We start from the raw sequence: 17,382 nt of genomic DNA on the forward strand, positions 1-17,382 counted from the left end.
GCATTCAGCTAAGTAATGTCGTAACCTGCAATGAAAATAAGAGCGTGAGGGCGTTGCTGACTCCATTGCAGGTGTTTTCAGTCAAGCAGTCGGCTGTTTTTGTTTATTCACCATGAAGCTTAGAAGAATGGTAAGCAGCGTGGCTAAGCAAAGCATGAATGCCATGCCCATCAAACCGGCGCTGAAGGATCCAGTGAAATCTTTCAGCCAACCCACTGCATAGGGTCCAACTAGGCCGCCAAGGCTCCCTGTTGCGTTGATGAAAGCAATACCGCCGGCGGCTGCTTGTTTACTCAAAAATGTCGATGGAATGCTGTAGAAACACGTGCGTACTGAGCAGAGCCCGATGAGCGCTACTGTCAGTCCGATCAGTGCTGGGATCAGATCACTGTAAACAACAGAAAATATGAAGCCCGCCGCGCCGGTGCCGCACGTGAGCGCAAGGTGCAGAATATAACGTCTCTTCTTCGCAAGAATCTTGGCCCACAACAGCATCGCTACACTAGCAATCAAATAGGGGGCCGCGCTGACCCATCCGATCTGCATGGTGGTCAAGTGGTGACTTTTGAGAATCTGTGGAAGCCAAACGCCGATACCGAGGATGCCGATTATGTAGCTGAAAAGAATAGCGGCTAGCAACCAAACCCGCGGATCCCTCAGCGATTCCTTGAAGCTATGTGCGCTCTTGGACTGGTGCTCCGCATCAAGCACGCTCTGAAGCGCTTGCTTTTCTTCTGCTGTCAGCCAATGTGCATCACCCGGCTTGTCGGCCAGCAAACGCAAGCACAAGAACCCCAGGATGCAGGCTGGCAGGCCCTGCAAGACGAGCAACCACTGCCAACCAGCAAAGCCCCAAATACCATCCATTTCCAGCATAGCAGCAGACAAGGGGCCGCCGAGTACAGACGACATGGGAATAGCGAACAGGAACCAAGCCATGACCTTCGTGCGGTAATGTGCGGGAAACCAAAGTGATAAGAAGAAAATCACGCCAGGAAAGAAGCCTGCTTCGGCAATACCTGCAAGTAGACGAATAACGGCGTAGCTAGTAGGGCCTTGCGCGAGGGATGTAGCGGCGGCGAAAAGCCCCCATGTTATCATGATTCTTGCGAGCCACCGACGAGCCCCGTACTTGTAAAGCGCCAGATTGCTGGGTACTTCAAATAGGCAATATCCAAGATAGAAGATGCCCGCAGCAAAACCAAACTGTGACGCGGTTAGCCCCAGATCTTCATTCATTGTCAATGAGGCGAAACCTACATTAGTGCGATCCAGATAGTTGAAGAAGTAGGCGAGTGCTAAGAGCGGAATGAGACGAAGTGCAGCTTTCTTGCAAGCGCGTATTTCGGCTGGGTCGCGTTCCGCCGCGAGCGATGAAGTGAGGGTTGTCATGCGAATGCCCATTATTCTTGTTGGGATTGATTGCTACAGGATAAGGCCGCGACGACAAGCTGCGCCAAAACCTTTTAGCCATGACTTCCCATACCTTTTGGGCATCATTGCGCCGTGCCTGATAGGAAGTGGCATCCATTAAAAGTGCGCAGGCTGGACAGCGCAGCAGTGTGCCGATATCGCTTGGGCAATTGCGGCTACTTGGAAAAGATTCGCTTAACTGAATTCTGTCGACACTCAGCCCGGCTGCGTTTAACGCGGCATGCAATACCCACGTCCGCTGAACCGTCGAGTGCGGCCGTGGGCGTTCCTCGCTGGGCGCTCAGCCAACGCCTGGCTGGCTCAGCGATGCACGTATTGATTCTGCGAGCGACAGCAGGATGGGCGCAAAGCGATCGATGACATCTTCCTGCGCTTCAACCGTTGAGAGGCTGATGTTCAGAACATGGGCTTTGTAAACCGGGTGGTTCAACGGAGTCGCGATGGCGATGATCTCAGGTTGCCATGACGCTGCGCAGTATCCTCTTTTCTTGACATCGGCAATGGCCGCCTCGATATCCAGTACCAGTTGTCCAGCTCTAGCTTCACACCGCCTTGACCTGAACAGCTCGATCAGCGGCCGTCGCTGCGCATCCTCCAGGATCGAAAGGTAGGCTCTGCCCAGCGAGGTGATGTCCATCGGCAGGCGCTGGCCGGTAAGCACATTGCGTGGAGACTTGCGCTGACTGAACCGTACCGATTCGAGATAGATCATCTCCTCGCCATCCGCTGCGGCCAGACCGACATTCACTTGGTGCTCGCGTGCCACCTTGGCCATCAACGGCGTCGCGACCTGAAGCAGTGAGCTGCTATGGGACATCGAATGGGCCATACCCAGAACCGCCGCCGCCAGCCTGTAGCTCCCTGAAATGCAGTCGTAGTCCAGGAAACCGGAGCGAACCAGGGTCTGGGTGAGCCGACTGACCGTGGACTTCGAAAGCTGGGTGATTTCGCTCAAGTCTCCGTTGCTCAGGTATTCGCTGCCGGGCCTGAACGCGCGAAGGATATCCAGACCACGCTCCAACGAGCGATTGGGCGCGGCCTTGCCTTGCCCAGGAATGTGGGGGGAGGTAAGTCCACTCTCATCGTGTTCCAGTAGGTGGAACGGACGCGTTGTCATGTAAAGCCCTCTCCCTCAGATTGGAATCAAGCTTGGCTCATCGCTGGGCGGTCAATCAACCGAATAATAAGAGAGGCACCGCATGACGACTTCCCCGGAATTGTCGACCCCGATCGACCTTACCGTTGTTGATGGTATCGCAACCCTGACGCTCAACCGCCCCGAGGCACGTAACGCCATCAGCGATGAGATGCGCTCGCTGCTCATTGAACATCTTGAGCATGTGGCTGCGGACAGCGGCATTAAGGCGCTCATCGTGACCGGCACTGGCAAAGGGTTCTGCGCCGGTGGCGACATCAAGGGCATGCAAGCCCGGATGAGCGCACCGGCGGGTTCTGTAGCCTTCAACGGCTGGAAGCGTCAACAGCGTGTGCACCATGCGGTATCGCTGCTCCATAACCTGCCTAAACCGACCATTGCTGCAGTCAACGGCGCAGCGACTGGCCTGGGCTGCGACATGGCACTGAGCTGCGACTTCATCATCGCCTCTGAACACGCCTCGTTCGCCATGAGCTATATCGCCCGGGGCCTGATTCCTGATGGCGGTGGTTTGTACTTCCTGCCGCGCCGAGTTGGGCTGAGCAAGGCCAAAGAACTGATTTTCAGCGGTCGCACCGTTGCGCCAGCCGAAGCACAGCAGATCGGTATGATCGATCGCGTAACTCCGCATGAGGACCTGCTCCCAGCGGCTCACGACTGGGCACAGCAGATCTCTGCCGGCTCGCCGACCGCTTTGGCACTGAGTAAATCGATCCTCAACAACACCTTCGAGCTGACCCAGAGCCAGATTTTTGCCATGGGTAGCCAAGCCCAGGGTATCTGTTACACCTCTAGCGAGCATCAGGCGTCGGTTGCCGCCTTCCTTGCCCGCAAGGCCGAGCGGAGCTGAATCATGAACCCTATTGCACGCCTTCTCAGCCCTGCCAGCGTTGCCGTCATCGGGGCATCAGGTGATGCCCGCAAGACCTCCGGTCGCCCCATCGCCTTTCTTCGCAAGCACGGCTTCGAGGGCCGGCTGTATCCTGTGAACCCAAGGTATGAAGACATCGACGGGCTGCGCTGCTACCCCTCGGTGGATGCGCTGCCGGAGGTGCCGGATGTTGCGATCATTCTGCTTGGGCCAGAGCGAGCCAATCAGGCAGTAGCCGATCTGGCGGCCCGCGGTTGCCCAGCAGCTATCGTACTGGCGGGTGGCTACGGTGAAACCGGTGAGACCGGCGCTTTGCGCCAAGAAGAACTTAAAGCTGCACGGGGCTCAATGCGAATCCTTGGCCCTAATACCATCGGATTGGTCAATCTTACCGAACGCGTGACCCTGTCTGCCAGTGGTGCGCTGGACATGGACGAGCTGCTCGCCGGTCGCGTCGCGGTGGTTTCCCAGAGCGGTGGCATTTTGGGAGCGCTGTTGTCGCGTGGTGTCGCTGCCGGCATTGGCTTCTCTAAGCTCATTTCCACTAGTAACGAAGTGGATCTGGACGTGGCAGACTTCGTTGACTACCTCGCCGATGACCCGGCTACCTCGGTCATTGCGCTGTACATCGAAGGACTGCGCGACAGCGAAAAATTCAGCCGGGCCGCGCGTAAAGCTCGCAACGCGGGTAAGCCGGTGGTGGTTTACAAGGTAGGCCGCTCGGAAGCCGGTGCCCACGCAGCCAATTCGCACACCGGCGCGCTGGCCGGATCTGACGATTTGTACTCCGCGTATTTCAAGCAACTCGGCGTGATCCGCGCGGAAACCTTTGCGGATTTGCTCGATATCCCGTTCGCGCTGGCTAGCGGCCGGTCGATGAAGGGCCATCGTGTCGCGATTCTCACCTCGACCGGTGGCGCAGGCACGCTGATCGCCGACAACCTGGGCATGAGCGGTTTTGAAACCCCTGCGCCCGGCCCGGAAACTGCGGAGAAACTGCGTAACCTGGATATCGGTGACCAAGCGGTACTCGATCGCAATCCCATCGACCTGACCCTGGCGGGCTTGCAGCCAGAGCTGATGCGCAGCGCCATCGGCATCCTACTCGACAGCGATGATTACGATGCTGTGGTCAGCGTGGTTGGCTCATCGGGTGTCGCTCAACCGCACCTAATGGCCGACGCTATCCGCGACAGCCTGGCGCGCTCGGATAAACCCGTTTTGGCCTACATCAGCCCCCACGCCCCAGCTGCTGCACAGCGTATCAACGGCTCCGGAGGGGTGGCCTTCAACGCCCCGGAAAGCTGCGCCAGCGCGCTCAAGGCGTTGCTTATGTGCAGCCAGGTGGACTCGGCAGCTACCGCCGAAGTGGCCCCTTCGGCAGCGGCACCTACGGCCGAAGATCTTCCCAGCGGTGCGCTTGATGAAGAGCGCAGCAAGCGTTTGTATGCAGGCTTCGGCATCCCCGTAACCCGTGAGCGGGTGGTAAGCAATGGGCAAGAGGCAGCTCAGGCCGCGAGCGAACTGGGAGGGCACGTGGCGCTGAAAGTGCTTTCGGAGCGAATCCCGCATAAAAGCGAAGTTGGCGGCGTGGCCCTGCATCTTGGCTGCGACACCATCGGTGATCGCTTGGAGCAAATGCGTGATGAGGTCGGCGGCCATGTCGGCTTCACCCCGGGGGCTTTTCTGGTCCAGGAAATGGTCACCGGTGGCCAGGAGCTGATTCTTGGCTTCCATCGTGATCCGCAGCTTGGCCCCGCACTATTGCTGGGGATGGGAGGCGTCACCGCGGAGCTGTTCCAGGACACGACCCTGCGTCTACTTCCTGTCAGTGAAGCGCAGGCTCGGGAGATGCTGAGCGAGCTTAAAACCTATCCGCTGCTTGATGGCTTCCGCGGTATGCCGAAAGCGGATGTTGATGCAGCTGCCAAGTGCATTGTGGCGTTTTCGCAGATGGCCATGCAGTTGGGTGACCGCTTGCTTGAGGCCGAGATCAACCCGCTGCTGGTGCGCCCGGCAGGCAGAGGTGTGGTCGCGCTTGATGGTTTGACAATCATTGCCTGAATACCGGCTGTTCCATTGTATGGAACAGCCTCTTTGACCCTTTAACCCACGTTTGCATAATCAAAGAACGCTTCATTTCTGACTCATAAAAACAAGTAGGTCGCTATGAACACTCTCTATATCTCCGCCTCATGGCGCAGCGCTCTATCGACCACTTCAGTCGCGACACTCAACCCGCTTGAGCTGAACGCCGCCATCGTGCCGGGAGTAACGCCATGACCGCCGTCTTGAAAAGTGCCACGTCACCAGAGCCTATCGGGGCCAAAGCCGTCTCACCCACGGTCATTTCTTTCAAAGGGGTTTCGAAGTCGTTCACGGTGAAGGGTGTCGCCAAACAAGCCTCCCACAGCATCAATGTCGACATTCAGCAAGGCCAGGTAGTAACCATCATTGGACCATCCGGCTGTGGCAAATCGACCATGCTCAACATGGTTGCCGGGCTGTTCGCGCCTACTACCGGCGAAGTTCAGTATCGCGGTGAAGTCGTCAAAGGTATCAACGGCCGTACTGGCTATATGACCCAAAGTGACCACCTGCTGCCATGGCGTGACGTGACCGGCAATATCGCCATCCCGCTGGAAATCCAGGGAGTACCTAAAGCGAAGCGGCAGGCGCGCATCCGCGAACTTCTCTCCCTGGTGGGGCTGGAAGGCCATGAGAAAGCCTACCCAAGCCAGCTTTCAGGCGGCATGCGCAAGCGCGCGGCACTGGCCCGACTGCTTGCCTACGACCCCGAAACTCTGCTGATGGATGAGCCTTTCGCAGCACTGGATGCGCAGCTGCGGATGCGTATGCAGACCGAGTTGTTCAAGCTCAGCCGACAGCTGAAAAAAACCGTGCTGTTTGTAACCCACGACCTAGATGAGGCGGTCGCGCTGGGTGACCGCTGCCTGATTTTCTCTGGGCGCCCGGGGACCATCGTACGTGATGTCGACATCCCCTTGGGCGATGAGCGCAACATCCTCCAGTTGCGCAAGGACCCTCGTTACCACCAGCTCTGTGGCGATCTATGGGAATTCATCACGCCTTCTCACGACGCTTAAGGTCCTTCTTCTGGAGAGTTACCAACATGAAAATTTTCCTCGGTCGCCTCGCCATCTTCGCCGCTATTTTTCTATCCTGGCAGTTTGCTTCCGGTCCGTTGATCGACCCGTTCTTTGTCAGCTCACCGGTGGAAATCGGTGGCCGCTTCATTGACCTGGTTGCTAGCGGACGTCTGTTTTCCCACGGATGGATCACGGTTGTCGAAACCTTGGTTGGCTTCTTCTTCGGCGCCTGTGCGGGCATCTCGGTGGGCTTGATCCTGGGGCGGAACGAGCTCCTCGCCAAGCTGCTTGACCCTATTCTGGTGTCGATTTACAGCCTGCCGAAGGTCGCCTTGGCACCGCTGTTCATCATGTGGTTCGGCATCGGTATCGAGATGAAGATCATCCTGACCGCCACCATCGTGTTCTTCCTGGTGTTCCTCAATACCTACAGCGGCGTGCGTGCAGTAGAACGTGAGCAGTTGGAAATCCTGAGGTTGATGGGGGCCAAGGAACATCACCTGATCACCAAAGTCGTGCTGCCTTCTGCCATTCAATGGGTCTTCACCGGCCTGAAGATGTCGGTGCCCTATGCACTGATCGGCGCCATCGTGGGTGAAATCATGGCCGCGAACCGGGGGCTGGGTTATCTGCTGCAGGACGCTGCAGGGCAACTGGACACCGCAGGTGTGTTCGCGGCGCTTATTGCCATCATTGCGCTTGCCCTGATTCTCCAGGCCGCTGTACGCAAGCTTGAAGCGTCCCTGATGCCTTGGAAAAAGGATCAGGAAGAGCGTGAACTGTCTGTCTGATTGAAACCAACAAAACAACAACAAGAGGTGTTCTTCATGTCTATCAAAGGTCTGATTTCTGCGCTGGGTCTGAGCGTTGCCATGAGCGCAACCAGCTTTTACGCGCAGGCTGCCGACACCATCAAAGTCGCGCTGGGTACCGAAGGGTTTGTGCACATGCCCTTGTTCGTGGCATTGGATGGCGGGTTGTTCAAGAAGCATGGGCTGGACGTCGAATTGGTGAAATTCAAAGGGGGGGGCGCAGCGGCATCCGGCCTTGCCAGCCGCTCGGTAGAGTTCTGCTCGTGCGCTATTCAGAACGCCATCAATGCCAAAGTCAAAGGGGCGGACATCACTTTACTGGGGCGTTTGGTTGGCCAGTACGCGAGCAACGTTGTGATTCACCAGGCGTTGGCTGATCGTCTCGGTCTGACCTCCGATTCCACCGTCGAACAACGCCTGGCCGCCTTCAAAGGGCTTCGCCTGGCGGTGAGTGGGGCAGGTGGCAGCGCTGATTTTCTGGTGCGTTTCTTGGGGCAGGAGGCCCACTTGAACCCCGAGAAGGATTTCACGCTGCTGTACCTGAACAACGGCGCCGCCATGCTGGCAGCGTTCGCGCAGAACAAGATCGACGGTTTCGCGCTTTCCTCACCGGCCTCTGACAGTGCCGTGATCGACCACAAGGGCTACACACTGCTGGATATGTCCGAAGGCATGGTGCCAGAGCTTGATGGCTATCCCTCGATTGCCCTGAGTGCCCGCCGCCAATGGGCGACCCAGAACGAGGACACGGTCAAAGCATTCCTGGCAGCCTTGGGCGATGCCACGCAGTTGATCAATGATCACCCACAAGACGCGATGAAGGCCGTGCGCAGCCGCTTCGAGGGGGTTAACGACCAGGTGTATGCAGCCGCTTGGGAGAACAACCGCAAGTCCTTCCCGCAAACGCCTTACCTGACAGAGCAAGAGGTTGAACGTGCCATCAAATTCCTGGGTGAAATCCAGAAAGAAACCATCCCAGGCAAAGCCGCCGACTACCTGACCCAGGTGCGCTGAAGCGCCTAGTGACCTCCTGCCTGATCAACGCGGTCGCCAGGGACTGGCGCTGCGCGATCACCTCTTTGGTACAGCAGTAATGATGATGATCAAAAATATGCCGCTTTGCGCGGCAGGGGTTGGTATTGCCGCGTATCTGCCGCTTGCAGGTGCGCAGGGTTTCTTTGAAGACAGCAAGGCCTCCCTGGAACTGCGTAACTTCTATATGAGCCGGGACTTTCGCGAAGGGAGTGCGCAATCCAAGCGTCAGGAGTGGGCCCAAGGTTTCATTCTGCGTTATGAGTCAGGCTATACGCCGGGCGTCATAGGGTTTGGCTTTGATGCAATCGGGATGCTTGGGGTAAAGCTGGATTCCGGCCCAGGGCGTTCGGGCACGGGGTTGCTACCGGTGCAAGATGACGGTGGCGTGCCTGACAACTATTCCAAAGCCGGTGGCACGCTCAAGGTCAAAGTGTCTGACAGCGAGTTACGGGTTGGGACCTTGATTCCAAAGTGGCCGACGCTGGGCTCCAACAATGGCCGGTTGCTGCCGCAGACATTTGAAGGTGCGCAGATCCAGATCAACGAATGGAAACCGCTCGAGCTCACCGGAGCGAAGATTCAAGGCACTGTTTATCGCGACCAGTCTGGCTCGACAGGGCTTGCGTTGAACAATAAGAACCGCCGCTTCAGCGGGCCTCTTGATGGGGGGGACTTCAACCTGATGGGGGTGACGTACCACGTCGGCGCTGCGACCGATCTGTTGGCGCAGTATGCGGTCCTTGAAGACGTCTACACCCAGCGCTTCTACGGCCTGACCGATCGCAGAAAGGGGGCTTGGGGGGCGTTCAACACCGATGTTCGCTTGTTTGACAGCGATGACCAGGGCCAGGCCCGCGGCGGGCTAATCGACAACCGCGCATTGAGTGTCATGGGTACCTACAAACTGGGTGGTCACTCCTTTGGGCTCGGCTACCAGAAAATGTCAGGCGACTCGGCATTCCCCTACGTGGATGGTACAGACCCGTATCTGGTGAACTTCGTGCAGGTTGGCGACTTCGCCGAGAAGGATGAGCGCTCCTGGCAGGCTCGGTATGACTTCGATCTTGCAAGCTTGGGCATGCCAGGGTTGACCTTCATGACGCGTTATCTGAAAGGCAGCCAAGCAGATGTGCGCGGCGCCGAATCGGGGGCGGACGGTGAGCGCGAATTCGACGTCGAATTGCAGTACGTATTGCAGAGCGGGTCTTTGAAGGGGCTGAGCATGCGCCTGCGAAGCGCCACTTACCGTGCCGACTTCGCCCGGGATGCCGATGATGTGCGGGTGATCGTCAGCTACCCGTTGTCGCTTCTGTAACCCATGTCCTCTATCAGGAGATAAGCGATGCATTCGCTCGTAGTGCTTCAACGCGAAGGTGATGTCGGCCTGATCATCATCAATAATCCGCCGGTCAATGCCCTATCGCGCGAGGTGCGTGAGCAGGTTGCTGCGCGGCTCGATCAGGCGATCGGTGACACAGACATTCAGGCAGTCGTGATCGTGTGCGAAGGGCGCACCTTCGTTGCCGGTGCCGATATCAAAGAGTTTGATCTGCCATTGCAGGCTCCGCACCTACCTGATGTACTTGCCGCCATCGAAGGATCACCCAAGCCTGTCGTTGCTGCAATGCATGGTTCGGTGCTGGGCGGTGGCCTGGAGCTTGCGCTTGCCTGCCACTATCGCATTGCAGCCCCCGGCACTCAGTTCGGGCTTCCCGAAGTGAGTCTGGGCTTGATCCCCGGGGCTGGCGCAACGCAACGTCTGCCGCGCTTGTGCGGGATGCAGCTGGCCGTCGGCATGGTATTGGGCGGTGAGCAGATCGGTGTCGAGCAAGCGCTTGATATTGGCCTGCTGGACCGAGTGAGTCGCACTTCGGTATTCGCGTCAGCGCTGGAGTTTGCCAAGGCTATCGTCGGGCACCCTATCCCGCGTACCTGCAACCTGGGCGTCCCTGCCTTCGATTCCGAGGCCTTGCAACAAACCTCCCTGGCGATTCTTCGCAAGGTTGCAGGGCAGGAAGCACCGCCGCTTGCGCTCAAAGCATTGCAAGCTGCCTGGCAGATGCCGTTCGATGAGGGCATGGCGTTGGAGCGGGAACTGTTTATCTCGCGACGTCAAAGTGCCCAAGCGCGGGCCTTGCGGCATGTGTTCTTTGCCGAACGTGATCTGGCCTCCCGCCGCCGAACGTTGGCCAAACAAGCCCCGCTGCGTGCGATTGATACGGTAGCGGTTATCGGCGCTGGCACGATGGGCAGCGGCATCGCTCTGTGCCTGGCTAACGCCGGAATCGACACGCTTCTGATCGATACCCAGCCCCCAGCGCTTGAACGTGGGCGGACGACAATCGAAGGCTATTATGCCGGAGCCCTGGAGAAGGGGCGCCTATCCGCCGAGCAGGCTGCCAAGCATGCCGGGCTCATCCGCTACCACGTAAGCCTGGACCAGGTCGCAGGCGCAGACCTAATCATCGAAGCGGTTTTCGAGGACCTGGCTGTAAAGCAGGAAGTCTTCCGGCAGTTAGACCGTTTTGCCAAACCGAGTGCAATTCTTGCCACCAACACCTCCTATCTTGATGTGGACGCAATTGCCGCTGTGACTGAGCGCCCAGGTGATGTCATCGGGATGCATTTTTTCAGCCCCGCGCACGTAATGAAGCTGCTCGAGGTGGTGAAGACCGCGCACCTGCATCCCGAGGTGCTGGCAACCGTGCTGGAACTCGGCGGCCGGTTGGGCAAGACGGCGGTTGCGGTTGGTAACTGCTACGGCTTTGTGGGGAATCGGTTGCTGGCCGTGCGCGAGCGCGAAGCCACCTTCTTGCTTGAGGAAGGTGCGTCACCTGAGGATGTCGACCGCGTGCTGCGTGGTTTCGGCTTCCCCATAGGCCCCTTCGAGCTGCGGGACTTGGCGGGGGTTGACATCGCCTGGTTCAACAGAAAAGGCCGGGGAGAAAACCTTGGTCAGGCCGAGCGCAGATGCAACCTCATCGAGCAACTGCACGCAGCAGGCCGCCTGGGTCAGAAGTCTGGAGCGGGTTATTACCTTTACGAGCCAGGACAGCGCAAGGGGGTGCCAGACCCGTTCGTTGCCAGGATGCTTGTTGAACACCGGCAGGCAAGAGGGGTGCAGCCTCGCAATATCTCCGATGACGAGATCTTGCAGCGTTGCTTGTTCGTGATGGTCAACGAAGCGGCACATATGCTGGAGCAAGGCATCGTCGACAGCCCAAATGACATCGATTTGGTATGGATTCATGGCTATGGCTTCCCGCGCTACCGGGGAGGCCTGCTCTACCATGCCGATCAAATTGGGCTGAACGTGATTAGAGAGGCGCTTGAACAGTGGGCCCTCGACCATCCCGATCGGCAATTGCACGTGTGCGCTTTGCTCAAGACCGGGGCTCTGCTTAGCCAGAGCTGACGCTGTCGGTTCATTTAGGGTCGGCCGATGACCACGACTTCGGCTGACCCTCTTTTTGATTGGCGGCTGAGGGTGCGGCTCGTACAACCTGGCGTGCGATCACCACACTTATCAGAACCACCGAAAACAATCGCAGCGTTTGGCAGGCCAGCACGAAACCTGTATCTGCTTGGGTTTCAACAGCAAGGATCGCCATGGCGTCAAGGCCACCCGGGCTTGTCGCAAGATACATTGAAAGGAAATCAACCCTCATCAGCTTGGCCAACACCCAGGCGCAGCCGGCACACAGCAAAATCAGGGCTGTGGCGCTGAGGAGCATTGCAGGCAGTTGCCGCCAGACGTAAGTGACCGTGCGCCGGTCGAACCTCAGCCCGATATAGCACCCGATCAAGGCATAGCCAAGGCTGTAGACCCAACCGGGAAGGCCAATAGTCAGATATCCGGACAATTGCAGCCCAGCCCCTAGCAAGAGCGGCACCAGTAATGCACCCGCTGGCAAGCGTGTGCCTGCTGCGACACCAACCAGGATGACGCCCAGACTCAATGCCATATCTATCAGGCTTTCAGCCTGACCCATACTGGCGACACCGGAGGAGGGCGACTGTGCCCCGAGAAGGTGGCTTACCAAGGCCCCGACAATGACCACGCAAACCACTCTTACGTACTGCATGGTCGCCACCACACGTGCATCGGCTCCATAATCCTCCGACATTGTCACCATCGCCGATGCAGCACCGGGCGCAGTGCCCCAAGCGGCAGTCGCTCGGGATAAACCACTGAAGCGTATAGCGCCTAGCCCGACCAAGGCGCTCATGGCCAATGTCAGGGCCGTTATGCCGAACATCGGATAGCCGTGCTGGGCCAGCGTCTGGAAGACTGCCCAAGTCATCGAGTGGGCAACCAGCACACCAACGCAGCCCTGACCGAAGCGAAAGGCATGGCGATGCACCCTGACTCTGATACCCAGCAGTCCACAGGCGATACCTGCGAGCATGGGCCCGAGGAACAGTCCGGCGGGAACATGCAGAGCATGCAGTACCTGCCCAGCAGCGCCGGCAGCGATGATCACGCCTAGCCACTCCAATAAGGCGGTTTTTGGGATTGCGGGGAGTGTTTGCACTGGAAAGTCCTCGATGCTGGGCGAGGCAATTATCCGAGGCGCTGACGGGCGTGGTCCATTTGCTGTTTTTGATGAACCGATTACTGAGAGTTATTAATCATGGATCTTAGGGACCTCACTTACTTCGAGACTATCGCCAGAACCGGCCACCTTGGTAAGGCCGCTGAGTTGCTGCACAAAAGCCAGCCGGCGCTCACCAAGAGCATTCAGCGCCTTGAAGAAAGCTTGGGTGCGCAGCTTTTTCGGCGCGAAGGACGCAGAATCAAGCTCACGGAGGTGGGCGACTTACTGTTGCAGCGGGGGCGGCAGTTACAGCTGAGCATCGCGCAGACCGAACGCGAGGTTCGCGACTTTGCCAACGGGCAGATAGGCACCATCAGTTTGGGCTGTTCCGCCAGCATGGCCGAACATCTGCTGCCGCAGCTCACCTCCTTCCTGTTGGAGCACGCACCCGAGCTGCGCTTGAAGCTCTCGATTGGCCAAGATGACATGCTCCGGGAGGCACTGGGCTCAGGGCGCCTGGATGCGATCATCTGCCCCTTGAATGCGGAGGACGCTAATCTGCTTACCTTCCCAATACTGCAGGACGAGGCGGTGGTTGTAGCAAGCGCAGATCATCCGATCTTTTCCTCTGATATCGACATCATGGCCCTTAGCCGGTACCGCTGGGTGTTGCCCGGCGACGCAGTGGCTTCCAGACGCTGGATTGATGAGGCCTTCAGGTCACATCAACTACCTGCTCCCACCGTTCAGATTGAAGCCAATGCGGTTTCTCTGCTGCCCAGGCTAATCGCCAAAACCCGCTTGCTGAGTTTCATGGCTCGGGAAACGCTGGTGTCTGGGCGGTGGCAATCCACACTGCGAGAAGTCCCCGTGCAGGAGACCACGATGGCGCGAACGGTCGCTGTATCTGTGCGCGCTCACGGCTATCTGGCACCGGCGGTGCAGTTAATGGTGGAGTTGCTCAAAACAGACGGGAAGCGGTTTTTCTCCGAAGTGTGATTCCAAGGGGTGGAACGGTATGATTGCTAGCGGGGGATGGCTCTCCGACACTTTGGGGGCGCGTCGATTGGCTGCGCTTACCCCTTTGTATGGAGAGTATTGATGACTCGCGATGTGTTCATCTGTGATGCGGTACGCACCCCAATCGGTCGGCTGAACGGAGCCCTCTCGGCGGTCAGGGCCGATGATCTGGCTGCGATCCCGCTGAAGGCGTTGATTGAGCGCAACCCTGACGTTGATTGGGCGGCGTTGGATGAAGTGTTCATGGGGTGCGCTAACCAAGCCGGTGAAGATAATCGCAATGTGGCGCGTATGGCCCTGTTGCTAGCAGGGCTGCCTGCTTGCGTGCCAGGGGTAACGTTGAATCGCCTTTGTGCCTCGGGTCTGGAAGCGGTCGGAGCTGCATTTCGAGCTATCTCCACTGGTGAAATGGCGTTCGCCGTTGCTGCTGGGGTGGAGTCGATGACGCGCGCACCCTATGTGATGGGGAAAGCCGACGGCCCGTTTGCTCGAGCGCAGAAGCTTGAGGACACAACGCTCGGTTGGCGGTTCGTCAACCCAGCCATGCAAAGTGCCTACGGTGTAGACAGCATGCCGGTGACCGGTGATAACGTCGCCCACAAGTATGGCATTACTCGCGCCGATCAAGATGCCATGGCGCTGCGTAGCCAACGCCGAGCTGCGTGCGCGACCGAGCGTGGTTTTTATGCCGAAGAGATCGTTCCTGTCGTGATTCGCGGCAAGAAGGGCGACACCGTTGTGACGCAGGACGAACACCCCCGTCCAGACACTACAGCAGAGGCCTTGGCCAAGCTCAAACCGGTCAACGGCCCTGACTACACGGTCACCGCCGGCAACGCCTCAGGCTTGAATGACGGTGCCAGCGCGATGATTCTCGCCAGTGCCGAGGCAGTAGTCCGGTTTGGCCTCACCCCCCGTGCCCGTGTACTTGGCATGGCCAGTGCCGGTGTAGAGCCTAATGTCATGGGGATTGGCCCTGTGCCGGCGGTGCGCAAACTTCTGCAACGTCTGAACATGACCATTGATGCCTTCGACGTCATCGAACTCAACGAGGCCTTTGCAGCACAGGGGCTAGCGGTGATGCGTGAGCTCGGATTGCCCGATGACAGCGAACGCGTAAACCCCAATGGTGGAGCGATTGCATTAGGCCATCCGCTGGGCATGAGCGGTAATCGACTGGTTTTGACCGCTGTTCACCAGTTGCAGAACGCGGGTGGCCGCTATGGTCTGGCGACGATGTGTGTCGGTGTGGGGCAAGGGTTGGCCTTGGCCTTCGAGCGCGTGGACGCCGCCATCTAGGCGATGGCGAACAGAGCAGCAGGTACACTCTGCAGTCGCCGCTACCCACTGGTTCAGCCGGCTGTCGTCACGCCTGGCAGTTGAGCAATGACCTCGCGCACCCAGCCCATCACCAGGCGAATCGCCGGGTCCCGGGCATTGTCGATTCGCCATCCCATTTCTATCGAGTAACGTGGCAGGCTGATGGGGCAGGGGTGGCATTCGACCTTGCTGATGCTGGCCAAGGCTTTGGCAGCATGGGTCGGCAGGGTCGCCACGCAGTCACTGTGTTGAAGCAGCGCCGGGAGCGCCGCGAAATGGGTGGTAGAAGCCTCTACCGTGCGCTGCTGCGACTGCGTCGCCAGTACTTCGTCCACCACGCCCACATAGCCACCCGATGAAACCAGAATGTGGCGCTTCTCAAGGTAGGCCTCATGTGTCAGCACGGTAGCACCAGCATGGGCAGCGGTCAGGCAGGTGTAGTCACCTGTCGCAAGTGCCAGGCGCCCCAGCGTCTTCGAGGCAACGGCGCCCGAGGTCAAGGCAAGGTCAAACTGCCGGTTCATCAACGCATCGCTTGCAAGCAAACTGTGGGTTTGCTTGAACACCAGGCGGATGCCAGGCGCCTGCTCCTGCACTTTGTTGATCAACAGCCTGCCAATTGCCAGTTCGAAGTCGTCCGACATGCCCAGTGCGATGGTGCGCCCGTGAATCGCCGTTTCGTCGTGCAGTGCCAGCATCAAGCCTTGGCGGCATTTGTCCAGCGCGGCGACCACGATCGGGCGTAACTCCTCGCTTTTGGCAGTGGGCTTGAGGCCGCGGCCTGTTCGTTCAAACAAGTGATCCCCAAACACGGCCCGTAGCCTGGCCAGCGCAGCGCTTACCGCTGACTGGGTAATGCCCAGGCGGATGGCAGCGCGGCCGGCGCCGCCTTCTTCATATAACGCTTCGAAAACCTTGAACAGGTTCAGGTCCACAGAGGCGATGTCCAGTTTGTTCATGATCAAGAGAACCGTTACAGGGTTAATGCGCAAACACCCGTGAGACGGGGAGCGATATGAGTTTCATTGATATCAGATCAGTTCCTCGCAGTATTGCTCAATAACGGCCTGAAGCTGAACATTGCATGCAGACACCCCATGCGAGATCTGATCATGCCCCTTACAACCGTTGCAGCATTGCAGATAGGTTCCCACCCCCTCGGAAAATCCGAGACCTTGAAGTCCATCCTCGGCTACGAAGAAGCGATAAGGTCGAGCGGTGCCAAACTGGTCGTGTTGCCCGAGGCGATCCTGGGTGGCTACCCGAAAGGGCAGACATTCGGGACTTTCCTGGGGTACCGCTTGCCAGAGGGGCGCGAGATATTCCAAGCCTATTTCGAGAACGCCATTGATGTGCCTGGCGAGGAGACCGACGAGCTCGCGGCCTTGTCCGCCCGCACCGGGGCGCATCTGGTGGTCGGGGTGATCGAGCGCTCGGGCAACACACTGTTCTGCTCCGCGCTGTTCTTTGCGCCAGAGGGTGGGCTAATCGCCAAGCACCGGAAGCTGATGCCAACCGGTACCGAGCGTCTCATCTGGGGGCAGGGTGATGGCTCGACGTTACCTGTTGTCGATTCGCCAGCCGGCAGGCTTGGCACGGCGATTTGCTGGGAAAACCACATGCCGCTGTTGCGTACCGCGATGTACGCCAAGGGCGTGCAGGTGTGGTGCGCACCGACGGTCGACGAGCGTGACGTCTGGCTGGCCAGTATGCGGCACATCGCCCATGAGGGGCGGGTGTTTCTGGTCAGCGCCTGCCAGGTGCAGAAATCGCCGCGCGAATTGGGTATCGAAGTGCCCGCATGGGACCCGGAGCGCCCCCTTATCCAAGGTAACAGTGTCATCGTCGGCCCACTGGGCGATGTGCTCGCCGGCCCGTTGCGCGGGGAAGAAGGGCTGCTGACTGCGGATATAGACACCGATGAACTGGTGCGTGCGCGCTACGATTTCGATGTGGTTGGCCACTATTCGCGCCTAGATGTGTTCTCGTTGAGCGTCGATGAGCGTGCTCGGCCAGGAGTAGACTTTTTAAGCTGAGGCGGTTTTGAAAGCCTAGGCCAAAGCTTGCATCGGTCGCGTTGCAGGTA

At 58.6% G+C, this 17,382-nt stretch carries 14 protein-coding genes; 10 read left to right on the forward strand and 4 right to left on the reverse strand.

What is annotated here, in order from left to right:
* Positions 1 to 81 precede the first annotated feature (81 nt).
* On the reverse strand, positions 82 to 1,392 hold the full coding sequence (locus ACQZ2L_RS06560; RefSeq protein WP_430325294.1) for an MFS transporter: 1,311 nt from the start codon (positions 1,390 to 1,392) through the stop codon (positions 82 to 84).
* A 322-nt stretch (positions 1,393 to 1,714) separates the two neighbouring features.
* Positions 1,715 to 2,551, reverse strand: a complete 837-nt coding sequence (locus tag ACQZ2L_RS06565) for an IclR family transcriptional regulator (protein WP_430325295.1) — start codon at positions 2,549 to 2,551, stop codon at positions 1,715 to 1,717.
* Positions 2,552 to 2,633: 82 nt separating this feature from the next.
* Between ACQZ2L_RS06565 and ACQZ2L_RS06570 the strand changes: the two genes are divergently transcribed.
* From ACQZ2L_RS06570 to ACQZ2L_RS06600, 7 genes are all read left to right on the forward strand, one after another.
* Positions 2,634 to 3,440, forward strand: a complete 807-nt coding sequence (locus tag ACQZ2L_RS06570) for an enoyl-CoA hydratase/isomerase family protein (protein ID WP_430325296.1) — start codon at positions 2,634 to 2,636, stop codon at positions 3,438 to 3,440.
* A 3-nt stretch (positions 3,441 to 3,443) separates the two neighbouring features.
* Entirely contained in the window at positions 3,444 to 5,525 is a 2,082-nt protein-coding gene (locus tag ACQZ2L_RS06575; protein WP_430325297.1) for an acetate--CoA ligase family protein, read from the forward strand.
* A 215-nt stretch (positions 5,526 to 5,740) separates the two neighbouring features.
* Positions 5,741 to 6,568: an ABC transporter ATP-binding protein gene (locus tag ACQZ2L_RS06580; protein WP_430325298.1), complete on the forward strand. Its 828-nt coding sequence runs from the start codon at positions 5,741 to 5,743 to the stop codon at positions 6,566 to 6,568.
* Positions 6,569 to 6,594: 26 nt separating this feature from the next.
* Positions 6,595 to 7,362, forward strand: a complete 768-nt coding sequence (locus ACQZ2L_RS06585) for an ABC transporter permease (protein WP_430325299.1) — start codon at positions 6,595 to 6,597, stop codon at positions 7,360 to 7,362.
* Positions 7,363 to 7,398: 36 nt separating this feature from the next.
* Positions 7,399 to 8,397, forward strand: a complete 999-nt coding sequence (locus tag ACQZ2L_RS06590; RefSeq protein WP_430325300.1) for an ABC transporter substrate-binding protein — start codon at positions 7,399 to 7,401, stop codon at positions 8,395 to 8,397.
* Between the two features lie 85 nt (positions 8,398 to 8,482).
* A complete protein-coding gene (locus ACQZ2L_RS06595; RefSeq protein WP_430325468.1) occupies positions 8,483 to 9,733 on the forward strand; it encodes an OprD family porin in 1,251 nt (416 codons plus the stop codon).
* A 27-nt stretch (positions 9,734 to 9,760) separates the two neighbouring features.
* Positions 9,761 to 11,833 (forward strand): 3-hydroxyacyl-CoA dehydrogenase NAD-binding domain-containing protein, encoded by a 2,073-nt coding sequence (locus ACQZ2L_RS06600; protein ID WP_430325301.1) that lies wholly within the window; start codon positions 9,761 to 9,763, stop codon positions 11,831 to 11,833.
* A 10-nt stretch (positions 11,834 to 11,843) separates the two neighbouring features.
* Here ACQZ2L_RS06600 and ACQZ2L_RS06605 read toward each other — a convergent pair whose 3' ends face one another.
* A complete protein-coding gene (locus ACQZ2L_RS06605; RefSeq protein WP_430325302.1) occupies positions 11,844 to 12,953 on the reverse strand; it encodes an AbrB family transcriptional regulator in 1,110 nt (369 codons plus the stop codon).
* A 99-nt stretch (positions 12,954 to 13,052) separates the two neighbouring features.
* Here ACQZ2L_RS06605 and ACQZ2L_RS06610 point away from each other — a divergent pair, with 99 nt between their 5' ends.
* Both ACQZ2L_RS06610 and pcaF read left to right on the forward strand, forming a co-directional pair.
* Positions 13,053 to 13,955, forward strand: a complete 903-nt coding sequence (locus ACQZ2L_RS06610; RefSeq protein WP_430325303.1) for a LysR family transcriptional regulator — start codon at positions 13,053 to 13,055, stop codon at positions 13,953 to 13,955.
* Between the two features lie 102 nt (positions 13,956 to 14,057).
* Entirely contained in the window at positions 14,058 to 15,275 is a 1,218-nt protein-coding gene (gene pcaF, locus ACQZ2L_RS06615; protein ID WP_430325304.1) for a 3-oxoadipyl-CoA thiolase, read from the forward strand.
* A 53-nt stretch (positions 15,276 to 15,328) separates the two neighbouring features.
* Here the strand turns inward: pcaF and ACQZ2L_RS06620 are convergent, their stop codons facing one another.
* Positions 15,329 to 16,255: a LysR family transcriptional regulator gene (locus ACQZ2L_RS06620; protein WP_430325305.1), complete on the reverse strand. Its 927-nt coding sequence runs from the start codon at positions 16,253 to 16,255 to the stop codon at positions 15,329 to 15,331.
* Positions 16,256 to 16,408: 153 nt separating this feature from the next.
* Between ACQZ2L_RS06620 and ACQZ2L_RS06625 the strand changes: the two genes are divergently transcribed.
* Positions 16,409 to 17,332 carry a carbon-nitrogen hydrolase family protein gene (locus ACQZ2L_RS06625; protein ID WP_430325469.1) on the forward strand — a complete coding sequence of 308 codons (924 nt, stop codon included), beginning with the start codon at positions 16,409 to 16,411 and terminating at the stop codon, positions 17,330 to 17,332.
* The last annotated feature ends 50 nt before the right edge of the window (positions 17,333 to 17,382 follow it).

Source organism: Pseudomonas shirazensis (assembly GCF_050496565.1).
Taxonomy (GTDB): Bacteria; Pseudomonadota; Gammaproteobacteria; order Pseudomonadales; family Pseudomonadaceae; genus Aquipseudomonas; species Aquipseudomonas shirazensis_A.

Bases quoted from the DNA above. Each gene is read 5' to 3' on its own strand.
- ACQZ2L_RS06560 (WP_430325294.1), bottom strand. From the start codon at position 1,392: ATGACAACCCTCACTTCATCGCTCGCGGCGGAACGCGACCCAGCCGAA.
- ACQZ2L_RS06565 (WP_430325295.1), bottom strand. From the start codon at position 2,551: ATGACAACGCGTCCGTTCCACCTACTGGAACACGATGAGAGTGGACTT.
- ACQZ2L_RS06570 (WP_430325296.1), top strand. From the start codon at position 2,634: ATGACGACTTCCCCGGAATTGTCGACCCCGATCGACCTTACCGTTGTT.
- ACQZ2L_RS06575 (WP_430325297.1), top strand. From the start codon at position 3,444: ATGAACCCTATTGCACGCCTTCTCAGCCCTGCCAGCGTTGCCGTCATC.
- ACQZ2L_RS06580 (WP_430325298.1), top strand. From the start codon at position 5,741: ATGACCGCCGTCTTGAAAAGTGCCACGTCACCAGAGCCTATCGGGGCC.
- ACQZ2L_RS06585 (WP_430325299.1), top strand. From the start codon at position 6,595: ATGAAAATTTTCCTCGGTCGCCTCGCCATCTTCGCCGCTATTTTTCTA.
- ACQZ2L_RS06590 (WP_430325300.1), top strand. From the start codon at position 7,399: ATGTCTATCAAAGGTCTGATTTCTGCGCTGGGTCTGAGCGTTGCCATG.
- ACQZ2L_RS06595 (WP_430325468.1), top strand. From the start codon at position 8,483: ATGATCAAAAATATGCCGCTTTGCGCGGCAGGGGTTGGTATTGCCGCG.
- ACQZ2L_RS06600 (WP_430325301.1), top strand. From the start codon at position 9,761: ATGCATTCGCTCGTAGTGCTTCAACGCGAAGGTGATGTCGGCCTGATC.
- ACQZ2L_RS06610 (WP_430325303.1), top strand. From the start codon at position 13,053: ATGGATCTTAGGGACCTCACTTACTTCGAGACTATCGCCAGAACCGGC.
- pcaF (WP_430325304.1), top strand. From the start codon at position 14,058: ATGACTCGCGATGTGTTCATCTGTGATGCGGTACGCACCCCAATCGGT.
- ACQZ2L_RS06620 (WP_430325305.1), bottom strand. From the start codon at position 16,255: ATGAACAAACTGGACATCGCCTCTGTGGACCTGAACCTGTTCAAGGTT.
- ACQZ2L_RS06625 (WP_430325469.1), top strand. From the start codon at position 16,409: ATGCCCCTTACAACCGTTGCAGCATTGCAGATAGGTTCCCACCCCCTC.